Genomic DNA, 13,915 nt, shown 5'->3' with positions numbered 1-13,915 from the left:
ATTAGCTTCTATGCGAATATTAATTACCGGTGCTGCGGGTTTCATAGGTTCCCATCTTGTTGAATACCATTTAGACAAAGGTGATACAGTATGTGGTATTGATGACTTAAGCTCGGGCGTGGAAAGTAATATTAAACAATTTTTTTCTAATCCTAACTTTCATTTTATTAAAGATAATATTATTACCTGGCCAGAGATTGAAAAATTTGTGTCGTGGGCCGATCGCATCTATCACATGGCTGCCATAGTCGGCGTCTATAAGGTTATTCAAGAACCAGAAAAGGTTCTATCGGTAAATATTGCAGGTTGTGAAAACATATTAAAAGCAGTCTCAAAGACCAATTGGAAAGCGCAAGTATTACTGGCTTCAAGTGCTGAAGTTTATGGTCCAAATAACAAATTGCCCCTTGCAGAAGAGGATAACATTATTATTGAAACTGCTGCTGAAAACCGTTGGAACTATGCCATTAGCAAATTAGCTAATGAGGCAATGGGATTGGCTTACTACAAAAAATTTCATGTTCCAGTCATCATCGCCCGCCTATTTAATACCATTGGTCCAAGACAAACAGGCCGTTATGGTATGGTGGTCCCTAATTTCGTCAATCAGGCGATGTTGAAGCAGCCAATTACCGTATTTGGTTCAGGTGAACAAACGCGCTCATTTTGTGATGTACGTGATACGGTGGTCATGCTGGATTTACTCATGAACAGTAAAAAAGCATTTGGTAAAATTATTAATGTGGGTAATAACCGAGAAATCAGCATCAACAAACTGGCTGAATTAGTAAAAAATATTGTAAACCCTAAGGGAGACATTCAGCATATTTCCTATTTAAAAGCGTATGGAAAAAATTATATTGATATTCAAAGAAGAAGACCGGACTTAGACAGGTTATTTCATTATATTGACTTTAAACACAAGTTTTCTTTAGAAGAAACGATACATACTTTGACTGCTCTTAATAAAAAAGTAAGCGATCATTGTTGAATGGAAAGGATAAGCTATCATAGTTAGTATGGAACACAAGGAAGGGTGTTATGAAAACGTTTGCGGTAATAGGCTTAGGCTATGTTGGACTAGAGTTGGCAATTTCTTTAGCGGACAGTAAAGAAACTTATGGATATGATATTTCAAAACATAGAATCGCAGAATTACAGCAAAACCAGGATAGAAATCATCTCATCTCTTCTGACAGGTTAAAAAATAGCAAACTTAAGTTAACCAATGACATTGAATTAATAAAAGCAGCTAATTTTTACATAGTAGCTGTTTCTACCCCCGCTTATTTTTATGAGCTTCCTAATTTAGAGCCTTTGATTAATGCAACAAGAAGTTTAGGTGAAGTCCTCAAAAAGGGAGACATTGTTGTTTTTGAGTCTACTGTCTATCCCGGCACAACAGAGGAGGTTTGCATTCCTATTTTGGAGGAAGTAAGCCATCTGCGCTGTGGTCAGGATTTTAATGTTGGCTATTCACCTGAAAGAATAAGTCCCGGGGACACAGAACATGACTTACGGAATATTCCTAAAGTTATTTCCGCTCAAAATGAATCTACGCTTCAAGAAGTCAAAGCAGCTTACCATTTAATTTGTGACACAGTTTATACCGTTTCAACTATAAAAACAGCAGAAGCAGTAAAGGTGCTGGAAAACACACAACGAGATATCAATATTGCCTTTATGAATGAATTCGCACAAATCATGCATGCCCTTGATTTAGATACCCATGAAATTCTCGAGGGAGCAAAAACAAAATGGAGTTTCATACCGTTTAAGCCAGGGTTTGTTGGCGGCCACTGTATTGCTATTGATCCGCAATATTTAGCATTTAAAGCAAAAAGGCATGGTGTTGAACCTAAAATCATATTAGCTGCCCGCCAAGTTAATGACGGCATGACGCAATTTATCATCCATGAAATGAATAAAATACTCATCAAAAAAAATATTAGTTTCGAAACAATAAAAATCGGCTTGTTTGGTGTGACTTATAAAGAAAATGTCCCGGATATTCGCAACAGTCTTGCTTTTAAACTCATTAAAGAACTTAAAGGATATGGCTTTAATTATATTGCCCATGATCCTTGGGCTAATAAAAAAATTGTCAAGGAAAAATACCAACTGGATTTAATTGAATTTGAAGATATGCAAGATATTTCCGTTGCGATTATCATCGTGCAGCATGATTTTTATCGCAAGAAAGGTTTTCAGCAATTTGTTAACAAGCTTAAGCCAACTGGTTTAATAATGGACATTCCTAATTTGTTCATTGAAGAGAACAAAAATTTAGGCAATTTGCACTATTGGAATTTATAAATAATGGCAACTTTATCTTATTTCCTAATAGGTCCTACCATTGTCACAAGTATTATTGGTTTGATCTATGGGCGTGACAAAACCACTCCCACACCGGCAGAAAATTGGCGCGATGCAGTGGTGGATGCTATCATCCCAGCCTATAATGCCGAAGCAGAAATAGATTTGTGCATTGCTTCACTGGCACGCCAAACGTTAAAGCCTCGCCATATTTTTGTGATTGATGATGGCAGTTTAGACAATACCAAAGTATTTGCTGAAGATATCTGCAAAAGATTAAATTTAACGAATGTGAGCATTATAAGAAGAGAAAAGAGTATTGGAAAAACACCGAGTATCGAAAAAGGTGCCTATGAAAGTGATGCCGATGTAGAGTTTGTTCTGGATAGTGATACCATCCTGGTTTCTGAAAACTATCTTGAACGGCTGGTAGAAGAGCTCTATAAAGGGGTTGGTATTGCTTCTGCTTGCGGAATAATTTACCCGCTAAAAGAAAAAGATCGCAGCAAATTACTTGCTGATGAAAAAGTGGGAAATGCCTTAAAAGACCATTTTAAATGTTATCCTCAGGCTGGTTATTACAAAAGAAATACTAATTTACAACGTTTTGCACGATTTATCACTAACCTTTACCGCGATGTAATGTATAAATTTTTGCAAAAATTCATCTATCACGCCGAAATGATTTTCTTTGGCACTATTATTAATCCTGTGGGTTGTGCTGTTGCTTATAGAAGAAAATATATCAAGGATATTTTCCTAAGCGCGAGAGAAACGTTAGGCAATGATTTAACGACTTCAGAGGATATCTACATAGGATTTGCATTTACTAACGAAGGCTATCGAAACATCCAGTTACTCGACGTTTCAGCCTGCACTTTAGAGCCCTATATTCAACGTTTACCCTTTCAAGTGTTTTTATGGTCGTCAGCTTTTCTTCAAAGTGTCTATTATTTTAATTACTTGGTTTCTACCCCTTTTAAAGTAATTAATAAATTGATATATAAAATTCGTAATAGAAAAAACGAAGAAGAGTTTAAAGCCAGAAGGAAAATTAAGGAACAGTATCGACAAAGCTTTGGTGTGGATATTACTAGAAAATTTGGTCGCCCTATTGGCTGGTTTATTTTCACCAACACCGTTGAAAAAATTTTATTTCCTACCATTTTTTTATTGTTTATTATTTTTGGCTGGTGGGAGGTTTTTTTATTAACTTTTATTTTTGAGTCATTAATTTCCAGTTTGCTTGTTGCAATGAGTACAAAAGGCGAACGAATAAAAATGTTTTTTAAAAGCCTTCTAACCTCCCCTTTGCGATACTTCCTTTTGCTTTATGATCTTGTGGTTATTTTTAAATTTATTACGGATTTATGGATTACAAAACATAGAGCCTGGCGTAAATAACTTGCAAGACTAACGTTTTATTGTCTAGGTCGGTTGAGGCAATTTTCTTTTCTATAAGAGAGTACTCTTTTATCCATGATTGCAAACCATAATGGCGGAATTAGCGCTAAAATAATCATTCCCAGATAGCCAGAAGGTAGTTGGGGGCTTTCATCATGATGTTTAAGAAGTTGATAAGGCCGAGCCCCGTGTGCATGGTGATCCGAATGCCTTTGTAAGTGGTAAAGCAACGCATTACTTAACCAATGATTAGCATTCCAAGAATGTCGATAGGAGACACATTCATAATGTCCATTCGCTAATTTCTTGCGTTCAAGCCCATAATGTTCAACGTAATTAACAATTTCTAAAACCACAAAAGCCACGACCGCTTGTCCGAGAAAAAAAAGCAATGCCGCCCACCCGCCATAAAGAAAACAGAGAATGGCAATGGTAGCAGGTGCCCCGATAATCCATAAGAATTGATTGTGATGGCTAAAAAAAGCCTGCTTTTTTTGCATTAAGCGCTTATTTTCCAAGTGAAGTGCGGATTTAAATGAACCGATAATTGTACGTGGTAAAAACCGATAAAGACTTTCTCCAAAACGTGCAGAAGAAGGATCTTCTGGGGTGGCAACTTTTACATGATGACCTCTGACATGTTCAATGAAAAAATGTCCATAGCAGACGGTTATTAATAATATTTTGCTCATCATTTGTTGAAAATTATTATTTTTATGCATTAATTCATGGGCAAGGTTAATACCGCCACCACCGGTGATTAAACCAATCGATAAGGTAAATCCAAGCCATTCATACCAATGTAAGGAATAATGGCTGATAAGAAAGATACCCGCCAACAACAAAATGATTTGTAAAGGGACATAGAATAAGATGACGTTGATAAAAAAATGATCTTGCAATAAATGAGTTTCTTCAGTAGCAGCCGGATTGTAGGAGTCTTTTATGACATAATCGATGATGGGAATGAGTGCAAATAAGGTGGCAACGGTTATAAAGTTATAGAAGCCCCCTGCCCAAAAACCTAAAAGCGGCAGTGGTACCACCAAGTAAAGCAATAAAAAACGTAACTTCTTCGGCCAAGACATAAAGTCCTCACTTCTATAAATACTATAGTTAATTTTTAAGATTAATGCTTTAAAATAGCTGAAATCAATATTTGCAGACAATAGAAGCCGATTTGATTATAGGGCATGTCTACATGTCTTTTGTGAAACTTAGATGGTTTTCAGTGTTAGATAACTTGTAACCATAAAAAGAAAACGAGACAAGGCCTGGTCAGGGAAACAGTTAGCTGTTTATTTCCATAATATTTATTGAAGTAAGGATGCTCTATGAAATTTAATCTTGATAATTTGTGGCTTTGTGCAGGTAGTTTATTTTTGGCTTCTACTTTGCAAGCGGGGAAACCGGTGTGGACCTTTTTCCCCCGTACACCCACCTCAGTAACCGTTGAAACAGATGACACTATTACTGTGCAATATGAAGTTACCAATCAATCTACACGAACGCATACTTTGCGCATGGTTCCCATTCCAGGCATTCAACAAGTTATGACAGCAGGAAATTGTCCAACAAATTTTACTTTAGCCTATCATCAATCCTGTATACTCACTTTGCGCATTATAGGGCGTTCTCTCTCGGGAGATACCTTTGGTGGCCCTAAGGTTTGCGATAAATTGAATCCTTTAGAGTGTTATCAACCAAAAGCAGAACATGTGCTCAATATTAAACTTGTTGCAGCCCCTGGGGACACTACCCTATCAAGTAGTGTTTCCACACTGGCACTGAGAACCAATGGTCGTTCGCGCATCATTACTATTACCAATACGGGTACGGAAACAGCATTCAATGTGGTCTACCGTATATCCCCTGCTTTGCCTGCTGGAACGACTATTTTTCCAGCGACTTGTGGCACGTTAGAACCAGGCGGACGTTGTTTTATAAGAATTACTCCAGGCGCAACACCAAGTGCCACGCCTGGTAATGTAAATCCAACCCCTATTACCTTGGCTATTACAGGGCGTAACACCAATACTGTACGGCCGACTATTAATATCCTCACCTATGGTAGTGTGTACCAATCAGGTTATGTATTTGCTATTAATGACAATACTGTAAATACCGGAAGCATTGGTGGAAAAGTAGCCGCACTTTCAAATCAGGCTAGCTTTGGCATAGATGGAAGAATTTGGAGTTCAGACAATGCGGGTAACCCTGTATTTGACCCTATACCTGGAATCAATCAGAACTCGATAAACCCGCCAGAAGCCTGCAACGGTGCATTGAATGGGGCTTGCAATACCAATGTGATTGTAAACTATTATTCACCACCACAAACAAATCCGGCGGTTAATCTATCGTTTTATGCAGCAGGACTTTGTAAGGCAACCATTGGTGGATACTCAGATTGGTATTTACCTGCGATTTGTGAAATGGGCTATGATAATGCTGCCCAGAACACCGGTTGTGGCATTCCACCCAATCCTCCTACCTTGCAAAACATGCAAACCAACTTGGTAGAGAATGGTAATATTGGTAACCTCTTTGGCCCTTACTGGAGTTCTACGCAAAGTTCTATTAATTTTCCTACTAATGCGTGGAATCAATTCTTTGCGGTGGGGGGAGGAAATTTTCAGGATGAAGATCCTAAAGACGGGCCCATTTCTGTACGTTGCGTTCGGGCGATTACTGGTTAAAAGCGCGCTTTAACTGAAGGTATTATGCAAAGTTTGCAAAACCCTACTGCTAGGTTCGGTTTTGCAACACCAACGCTTTTTTATAAAGCTCATTTTTATTTCCTTTGGTTAATGAGGCTGCCAGTTTAACGGCTTGTTTTAATGGCAATTCTTTTAGCAGAATACTCAGGGTTTCTTCTTCTTGCAACGAGGTGGTTTCTTGTAATTTGGGGGGTAGTAAGAGAACAAATTCGCCTTTGCAATGTGCTGCATCTTCTTGCAACCAGTTTTTTATGGTAACTGCCGTGCCTTGCACAAAGCGTTCAAAGACCTTCGTTAATTCTTTGGCCAGAACAAACTCGTAATCAGGGCCATAAACAGCAATGATATCGTCGATGCAATCGCAAATACGATGTGTGGACTCATAAAAAACCAAGGTATGTTCGCTTGTGGAGAGTGCTGCCAATTTATTTTTTCTGGCTGTGGTTTTGGCAGGTAAAAAACCAATGAAAGTAAAACTGTCACAGGGAATTCCTGCAGCACTTAAAGCTGTTATCAACGCGCAGGGACCAGGAATAGGAATGACCGCAATTTTTTTCTCACGAGCCAATTTGACCAGAGGAAACCCAGGGTCGCTAATCAACGGCGTTCCTGCATCACTCACTAAAGCAAGCGATTTACCTTGTTCTAACAGAGCAACAATTTGTTGACTTTTCTCTGTTTCATTATGGGCATGTAATGACATCAATGGTTTTTGAATACCTAAAGCAGTGAGTAATTGCAAGGAATGTCTGGTGTCTTCAGCAAGAATGCTGTCAACAGACTTTAGTGTTTCTAGCGCTCTTAAACTAATATCATCGCGATTACCGATAGGGGTTGCAACGATATAAAGAGTGCCTGGGGTGGTTGCTGAACTTTTTACCATAGTTTATTCTATTGCGTTCCTGTGTTTAGGACTATCTTCATGTTAGCAAAGTCACTATTAAAAATAACCTTATTGCTGGCTGCGGCTTTATTGCTTTCACAATGCACCAAAGTGGCTGAAAATCAGGCACAGATGCAACGTGCGAATCAACAGGCTACCACACCCTATAGCCTACCTGCGTCAGCTTATCTTGCGCTGGCAAAAAACCAGGTGGGAGAGGAGCAACAACAGTTGCTACTCATGGCCGCTGGTCGCCAAATTTATGATGGCCAGTGGCAAGAGGGACTAACTACTTTAGCCCAAACCAGCGATTACCTGCCTCCTGCGCTTCTGTCAGAAAAAAATATTTTATTGGCGAAAACAGACCTGTTGCGGCAGCAACCCAAATCAGCGATTGCCAAGCTTTCTGGGGTGGGTGACGTTAACAGTTTAGCCGATTTTTATCAAGTACAGTATCATGACATTTTAGCCGCTGCTTATGAATCAGTAGGCAATGCAACCGAAGCAGTTACCGAACGTATTAAATTGGAACGTTTGTTACCTGATGCATCTGCTCGAGCCAACAACAGTCGCATTTTATGGATGACACTAACTAAATTACCTTTGGCTGAACTTAATACGCTTGCTGTCGAGGCGAAAGAGGGCTCAGACATGCAAGGATGGATGAGATTGGCCCTCATCGCAAGACAGAGTGCAAGTAGTAGTTATAGCATCTTAGCGCAAGTTGAAGAATGGCAAGACCAATATCCGTCCCATCCAGCCAATAACATCCTGCCTTCCTCCCTTGATGCGGTTAAACCTTACTTAAATCGCACACCTCGGCGTATGGCGTTATTGCTCCCCTTAAGTGGTCCTTTGGCAGGCCCGGGTGGCGCTATTCGCGATGGGTTCATGGCTGCTGCCAACAATAGTGGTAATAATGCTGATATTCGTTTTTATGACACCGCAAAAGGAGACGTTTCTTCCCTCTATCTTCAAGCGCTGGATGAGGGTGCTGATTATGTAGTAGGGCCTTTAAGCAAAGCAGACGTTGCACGTGTTGCTGCGATGGAACATCCAGTACCAACTTTATTGCTAAATGATATGGAAACAAATTTGGATGCCAATGCCTATCGTTTTGGCTTGTCGCCAAGCAATGAAGCGAAACAGGTGGCTATTGAAGCAAATAAAAGTGGCCATAAGAGGGCATTAATTATTTATCCTGCCGGCAGTTGGGGAGATGAGATCGCTGATGCCTTTATAGCGCAGTGGCGCAGTCTGGGCGGGGCGATCGCTGATAAATTTAGCTATGCAAATAATAGTGATTTAAATGCGGCAATCCAAAGTCTTTTACAGGTAACAGAAAGCCAAGGCCGGGAAAAGAAAATTAAGCAATTATTAGGACAGCGAATTCAGGTAACACCTAGCCGCCGCCAGGATTTTGACATGATTTTTTTACTGGCTTACCCTTCGAAAGCACGCCAAATCATGCCTTTGCTTAAATATTATTTTGCTGGTAATGTCCCTGTTTATGCCACTTCAACGGTGTACAGCGGCAGTACTAATGCGATGAAAGATAAAGATTTGGATGGCATTATTTTCTGCGACATGCCTTGGGTATTTCAGCATCAAATGGGTACTAGGAATTGGCCTGAACAACTTAACAGTTATAACCGGCTTTATGCCTTGGGTATGGATAGTTTTGCTTTGGCTAGTCAGCTTAATCAGCTACTGCTTTTTCCTGCCATGGGCATTCATGATAAAAGCGGTGTGCTTTATTTAAACCGTTCTCAGCAAGTGGCTCGTGTCCCAGCTTGGGGGCGGTTTAAAGGAGGAGTAGCAGTCGCTATGACTGCAAACTCATAAGTAATACGATAAACCTCGCATTAAGGAAAAAATGTCGACAAGAAAGATAGGATTGGCAATTGAACAACAGGCGCAAGTTTACCTTGAGACTCGGGGCTTAAAGTGGATAAGCAGCAATTATCAATGCCGCCTGGGTGAAATTGATTTAATTATGCGTGATGGCGGTTATCTCGTGTTTGTTGAAGTAAGGGCTCGTTCTTCTGCAGCATTTGGTGGAGCCGCTGCCAGCATCACTTACGGGAAGCGACAAAAAATTATTAAAACAGCTTCCCATTATTTGCTAAGCAATAAATTGACAGACAAGCAACCTGTGCGTTTTGATGTCTTAAGTTTTGAAGGTAAAACACCCCAAGTCAATTGGATTAAAAATGCTTTTGGGCTTGATTTTTAATTAGGTTAAATAAATGATGACACAGATGGAAGAACGAATTAGGCAACTATTTGGAAATAGTATTGAAGCACAAATTTCGGTTGCCGATGCATTATCAGCATCAATTGCTAAAGCAGGCTCCAAATTGGTTAACTGTTTACTCAGCGATGGCAAAATTCTCTTATGCGGCAATGGAGGCTCAGCGGCCAATTGCCTTCATTTCTCAGCTGCAATGATTAACCATTATGAGGTTGAGCGCCCTTCCTTGCCTGTTATTGCTTTAACAACAGACATTTCCTGTTTGACTTCTGTGGCAAGTGATAGCCATTATGATCAGGTTTTTGCACGTCAGATTCAGGCTCTGGGACAAGAGGGTGATTTATTGCTTGTTTTATCAACCAGCGGCAATTCCGATAACATTCTCCAGGCTGTCAATGCAGCCAATGATCGAGGAATGGATACTATCGCTCTTAGCGGCAGAGATGGTGGCTTACTTGCCAATCATTTGGGGCCGGAAGATATCGAGCTCCGTGTCCAAGCTGATAGTGCAGCTCGAATACGTGAGACACATTTATTCATTTTACATTGTTTTTGCGATTTAATTGATCAGTCTTTGTTTGGTCAAATGTTGGGGTAACCATGAAAATTCGTGCCATCAGTTGTTTGCTTATTAGTGCATTATTAACGAGTTGCGTCGCTGTCGTTGTGGCAGGAGCGGCAGCAGGGCTTGTTGTTTATGACAGACGTAGCCTGTCAACGATCGAAAGCGATGCGCGTATATTCCATCTAATCCATAAAGAAATCGTGACTGACTCTCGTTTTGAGGACTCACGTATTCTTGTGAGCAGTTTTAATCAGGTTGTTTTACTGGTGGGACAGGCACCAACCGCTTCTTTACGCATTATGGCTGAGAAAATTGCCCGAAAGACACCGAATGTACGGCGGGTTTATAATGAAGTAACAGTTGATTATCCAATCCCCCTTACACAGCGAACTGAAGATACATGGATAACAAGCCAAACAAGAAGCTTGATGTTAACAAAGAAAGGATTAGAATCAGGCTCCATCCGCATTGTAACTGAAAATGGTGTTGTTTACTTAATGGGTATTGTAACCCATGAGCAGGCCGATTTGGCGGTTAGTGTTGCCAGGCAAATTAATGGTGTGCGAAAAGTAGTAAAAGTATTTCAATATATTGTTTAACTGGCCCAAGGCAGTATGAAAAAGCAAGGGAAGGTTTTTTTCGTTTTGTTGCTAAGTACGCTGTTATCAGGGTGCCTTTCCAACGTATGGACTGGTGCCATGCTCGTTTATGATAGACATAATGTCTATAAAAAGGTAAGCGATTATACACTGTCCGCGAATGTGCACCACGAATTGTTCGGACCTGACAGATTACTGGAGCAAAAAGGATGTGCCATTGATGTGGCTGTTTTTAATGGCGATATTTTATTGGCAGGCCATGTACCTACTTTGGCGTTACGCGAAGCAGCGATTGCTCGTGTTAGCAAAGTAACAGGTTATCGCCGGTTGTTTAATCAAATGGATATCGCTAACCAGGAAAGTAATTCAGTCATAGACAGTTGGATTACCGCCAAAATACGCAGCAGAATTTTTGCAGATTCTTCAATTAATCCTAATGTATTTAAAGTAGTTACCTCCGATCGTATTGTTTATCTGATGGGTGATGTAACACCCGACCAGGCAGAGCGGGTAATTACTATCGCTCGGACTACTCGAGGCGTAGTGCGAGTAGTAAAATTATTGAAATATTATCACTTATCTGATAATGCTTCATTGAAGCACATTAATTCTTAATTATCTTTTTCCAACGCTTAGCTATTACAACAGAAGCAATTTCTCTGTTTGCCCGATCTTTTGGTCCATTCCTCATAAGGTTATGTCTCTAAACTTTGAATTTGCGCTTGTTTTTTACCTAAGAAACAGTGAAGGCAGGCTCAAGTTTAAGAACTAAATTATGTTCAACAAATGAGCGGAAAGCTCGCTATAATTAAATAACATGTGTTTAGCTGAGTTTGCTGTTCATGCCAAATCCAAAACCACCTCATTCAACGAAGCCCTCGTTACAGAAAAGGAAAGCTGTTAGAAATTTAAAAGAGATTGCTACCTCTAGTACGAATCAATTTTTTCAACCCAATAACACCTCCCCTCCTGGTTTTTCTGAAAGCATGGAGTCTTCAAAAGAGAAACTCCAATATGAGAGTTTAAAATCTAATCTCGGAAAAACAATAAATAACTATTTTTTGTATGCGATAGGTGCTTACATTTATTTTAATTCTAGAAATAGAAATAAAGAGAATGAGGGAGCAAGTAAGTTTGATAAACGCTCTTTATTTGCCCAGAAAAAACAAGAAACGGGATGGAAATTACATCTATCAGTTGACCCCACTCAAGTTTCTCTCGCTTGGACATTGATATATCCCATTCTAATGGAAAATGACGTTTCTGCAAAAATACTCAGCCATGAGAGTTTAATGAAAAAATCAATGGAAAAGGTATCGAATAAACAAATTACCCTCTATGAATTTAAAAACAAACACATCAATAGTGAAGAGTGGAGTTCAATGTTACAACAAATTGAAGATAAACTTCGACAACATGGCATAGGTCCAAGTAATCTACCACCTGCGGATAAACAAATACCAAATAGTGTTTACTTTTCCTATCGGAACGATACTGATCACACTGGTAAATATATTTCAGGAAGTGGAGCAAAAAACTATGTATCCTTACATGGCAGTAAAGACCCGCAATTAGTGCCTTATAATCTGATAAAAGCTCAAGATCCCTTTGAAGAGGTCTCGCTAAAACCTTATTTAGACAATCAAATGGACAGTGCCTTACACCCTTAAAGACAACTAGTACATCCTAATTTAGTTTTATATATGACAAAATTTAATCTTAACCTTTCTGTTTTAAATTTTTTTAATAATAACGAATAGTTTTAGTTATCAGTGCTTAAAGCATTTAATATAAAAATACTGCTCAGGATGGGTATATTTTTAACCACAGGCCCAAAAGGCTCTAGCCATAAATAGGGTAATGCAACACTGATTATCAGTGTATAGATACTAATTAAGCCTATCTGGATAAGGCAATTAAACTTGACTTTATAATTTAATAACAAGCCAATCCCTAATAGGGCATTCATTAAAGACGCCCCATAAAGGAATAAAGGTTGCCAGACTGCAGTAATACCGATTGTTGCTAGTAATTGGTAAGACGCTTGTTTTGAATAAAAAAAGCTGCTGGTTAAGGCACTCATTAGCCACATGAAGGCTAAACTTATTCTCAATAAGGGTCGCAGATAAATTAATTTTGCATGCCAGCGATCTTGTTCGAAAACGGGCATTTTATGAAGTCCTTCTTCAAAATTATTTGGAATAACCTGTGTTGCCTCTTGAAATCGAAGGGCTTCTTGTTCGGTTGTTGTATTACCTTGTGCCAGCATGGCGATGGCTGCTGTATTAACGGTTGAATAGGGCATGTAATTGCCTAATAAGGCTACCAGTTTAATTAACCTCATGGGAATTTTTATAAAGACTGCTGGTTTCAATCCCAACCATTGGCGTAAGTAAAAAATAATTTCTTTTAAACTCACCCTCTTGGCGGACACGGCAGCCAATGTTGACTGACCGGGTTTATCCATTTCAATCAAATTTTTAATGGCCTGCACCAAATCGCTGATACGTATGGGCTGGAATTCTTGCGTGCCCCCTTCGGGGAGTGGAATAACTCCGGGCAGGGCTGCAAGGCTTCGAATAAGCGAAATACCACCCCGGCTACCGGGGCCATAGATAAAAGAGGGTTTTAGTATAACGAAAGGAATAGTTAATGAGTGTAGAAATTTCTCGGTGGCTAGTTTACTGTCAGCATATACTGTGTCGTAGCGATCAATGCCCAATGCAGAAAGATGAATAATCTTTTTTACCTGTGCGTTTTCTGCAGCTGCAAATACGATTTTTGGAGTTTCATAGTGAACTTTCCATATCAATTTTTTATCATGATGGTAAAAAATACCCACACAGTTAATTAAAATATCAATATCTTTTAATTGCTCTTGCCAATGCGAGACGGTTGTTGTTTTGAGAAAATCACAATAGATAATTTTGGCCTGAGGAAATTTTTGTTTTGTTGCTTCCTTGTCTCTAACAGCGCAATAAACCTCGTAGCCTGCTTCTATTAATGCATTTGTTACCCAGGTACCGACAAATCCTGTGGCGCCCAAAACTACTATTTTCATCAACAATCCTTTATTGAAAACAATTCAGCAATACGGGTACTGGCTTGATACGTACAGATGCGAGAAAACTTAAGTTGTGGTCTGAGCAAAAAAATCTCAGACCACTGCGTGCT

The 13,915-nt window shown here is 39.4% G+C and carries 13 protein-coding genes; 10 read left to right on the top strand and 3 right to left on the bottom strand.

The window, feature by feature from the left end:
• Positions 1-10 precede the first annotated feature (10 nt).
• The 3 genes from Ljam_RS09515 to Ljam_RS09505 are packed head-to-tail and all read left to right on the top strand — an operon-like array spanning position 11 to position 3,720.
• The gene (locus Ljam_RS09515; protein ID WP_058449800.1) at positions 11-991 is read left to right on the top strand and encodes a GDP-mannose 4,6-dehydratase; all 981 of its coding nucleotides are present in this window, start codon (positions 11-13) and stop codon (positions 989-991) included.
• A gap of 50 nt (positions 992-1,041) precedes the next feature.
• Positions 1,042-2,316 carry a nucleotide sugar dehydrogenase gene (locus Ljam_RS09510; protein ID WP_058449799.1) on the top strand — a complete coding sequence of 425 codons (1,275 nt, stop codon included), beginning with the start codon at positions 1,042-1,044 and terminating at the stop codon, positions 2,314-2,316.
• 3 nt (positions 2,317-2,319) lie between these two features.
• Positions 2,320-3,720, top strand: coding sequence for a glycosyltransferase family 2 protein (locus tag Ljam_RS09505; RefSeq protein ID WP_058449798.1), 1,401 nt, complete (start codon positions 2,320-2,322; stop codon positions 3,718-3,720).
• A gap of 17 nt (positions 3,721-3,737) precedes the next feature.
• Here Ljam_RS09505 and Ljam_RS09500 read toward each other — a convergent pair whose 3' ends face one another.
• A complete protein-coding gene (locus Ljam_RS09500) occupies positions 3,738-4,808 on the bottom strand; it encodes an alkane 1-monooxygenase (protein WP_058449797.1) in 1,071 nt (356 codons plus the stop codon).
• Positions 4,809-5,054: 246 nt separating this feature from the next.
• Here Ljam_RS09500 and Ljam_RS09495 point away from each other — a divergent pair, with 246 nt between their 5' ends.
• The gene (locus Ljam_RS09495; RefSeq protein WP_058449796.1) at positions 5,055-6,419 is read left to right on the top strand and encodes an Lcl C-terminal domain-containing protein; all 1,365 of its coding nucleotides are present in this window, start codon (positions 5,055-5,057) and stop codon (positions 6,417-6,419) included.
• Between the two features lie 49 nt (positions 6,420-6,468).
• Here Ljam_RS09495 and rsmI read toward each other — a convergent pair whose 3' ends face one another.
• A complete protein-coding gene (rsmI, locus tag Ljam_RS09490) occupies positions 6,469-7,323 on the bottom strand; it encodes a 16S rRNA (cytidine(1402)-2'-O)-methyltransferase (RefSeq protein WP_058449795.1) in 855 nt (284 codons plus the stop codon).
• A gap of 39 nt (positions 7,324-7,362) precedes the next feature.
• Here rsmI and Ljam_RS09485 point away from each other — a divergent pair, with 39 nt between their 5' ends.
• The 6 genes from Ljam_RS09485 to Ljam_RS09460 all read left to right on the top strand — a co-directional run bounded on the left by Ljam_RS09485 (position 7,363) and on the right by Ljam_RS09460 (position 12,411).
• A complete protein-coding gene (locus Ljam_RS09485; RefSeq protein WP_058449794.1) occupies positions 7,363-9,168 on the top strand; it encodes a penicillin-binding protein activator in 1,806 nt (601 codons plus the stop codon).
• Positions 9,169-9,199: 31 nt separating this feature from the next.
• The gene (locus Ljam_RS09480; RefSeq protein ID WP_058449793.1) at positions 9,200-9,559 is read left to right on the top strand and encodes a YraN family protein; all 360 of its coding nucleotides are present in this window, start codon (positions 9,200-9,202) and stop codon (positions 9,557-9,559) included.
• Between the two features lie 16 nt (positions 9,560-9,575).
• Positions 9,576-10,175 (top strand): D-sedoheptulose-7-phosphate isomerase, encoded by a 600-nt coding sequence (locus Ljam_RS09475; protein ID WP_058450782.1) that lies wholly within the window; start codon positions 9,576-9,578, stop codon positions 10,173-10,175.
• Between the two features lie 2 nt (positions 10,176-10,177).
• Positions 10,178-10,741: a BON domain-containing protein gene (locus Ljam_RS09470; protein WP_058449792.1), complete on the top strand. Its 564-nt coding sequence runs from the start codon at positions 10,178-10,180 to the stop codon at positions 10,739-10,741.
• 15 nt (positions 10,742-10,756) lie between these two features.
• On the top strand, positions 10,757-11,356 hold the full coding sequence (locus Ljam_RS09465; RefSeq protein WP_058449791.1) for a BON domain-containing protein: 600 nt from the start codon (positions 10,757-10,759) through the stop codon (positions 11,354-11,356).
• Between the two features lie 227 nt (positions 11,357-11,583).
• The gene (locus tag Ljam_RS09460) at positions 11,584-12,411 is read left to right on the top strand and encodes a hypothetical protein (RefSeq protein WP_058449790.1); all 828 of its coding nucleotides are present in this window, start codon (positions 11,584-11,586) and stop codon (positions 12,409-12,411) included.
• A gap of 92 nt (positions 12,412-12,503) precedes the next feature.
• Here Ljam_RS09460 and Ljam_RS09455 read toward each other — a convergent pair whose 3' ends face one another.
• Complete coding sequence (locus Ljam_RS09455; protein ID WP_058449789.1) at positions 12,504-13,802, bottom strand: SDR family oxidoreductase; 1,299 nt, start codon at positions 13,800-13,802, stop codon at positions 12,504-12,506.
• Between the last annotated feature and the right edge of the window lie 113 nt (positions 13,803-13,915).

This window comes from Legionella jamestowniensis, assembly GCF_001467745.1.
Lineage (GTDB): Bacteria > Pseudomonadota > Gammaproteobacteria > Legionellales > Legionellaceae > Tatlockia > Tatlockia jamestowniensis.
This window is presented reverse-complemented; position numbering and strand designations above follow the sequence as displayed.

Coding starts and splice junctions, on each gene's coding strand:
- Ljam_RS09515 (WP_058449800.1), top strand. CDS start 11: ATGCGAATATTAATTACCGGTGCTGCGGGTTTCATAGGTTCCCATCTT.
- Ljam_RS09510 (WP_058449799.1), top strand. CDS start 1,042: ATGAAAACGTTTGCGGTAATAGGCTTAGGCTATGTTGGACTAGAGTTG.
- Ljam_RS09505 (WP_058449798.1), top strand. CDS start 2,320: ATGGCAACTTTATCTTATTTCCTAATAGGTCCTACCATTGTCACAAGT.
- Ljam_RS09500 (WP_058449797.1), bottom strand. CDS start 4,808: ATGTCTTGGCCGAAGAAGTTACGTTTTTTATTGCTTTACTTGGTGGTA.
- Ljam_RS09495 (WP_058449796.1), top strand. CDS start 5,055: ATGAAATTTAATCTTGATAATTTGTGGCTTTGTGCAGGTAGTTTATTT.
- rsmI (WP_058449795.1), bottom strand. CDS start 7,323: ATGGTAAAAAGTTCAGCAACCACCCCAGGCACTCTTTATATCGTTGCA.
- Ljam_RS09485 (WP_058449794.1), top strand. CDS start 7,363: ATGTTAGCAAAGTCACTATTAAAAATAACCTTATTGCTGGCTGCGGCT.
- Ljam_RS09480 (WP_058449793.1), top strand. CDS start 9,200: ATGTCGACAAGAAAGATAGGATTGGCAATTGAACAACAGGCGCAAGTT.
- Ljam_RS09475 (WP_058450782.1), top strand. CDS start 9,576: ATGACACAGATGGAAGAACGAATTAGGCAACTATTTGGAAATAGTATT.
- Ljam_RS09470 (WP_058449792.1), top strand. CDS start 10,178: ATGAAAATTCGTGCCATCAGTTGTTTGCTTATTAGTGCATTATTAACG.
- Ljam_RS09465 (WP_058449791.1), top strand. CDS start 10,757: ATGAAAAAGCAAGGGAAGGTTTTTTTCGTTTTGTTGCTAAGTACGCTG.
- Ljam_RS09460 (WP_058449790.1), top strand. CDS start 11,584: ATGCCAAATCCAAAACCACCTCATTCAACGAAGCCCTCGTTACAGAAA.
- Ljam_RS09455 (WP_058449789.1), bottom strand. CDS start 13,802: ATGAAAATAGTAGTTTTGGGCGCCACAGGATTTGTCGGTACCTGGGTA.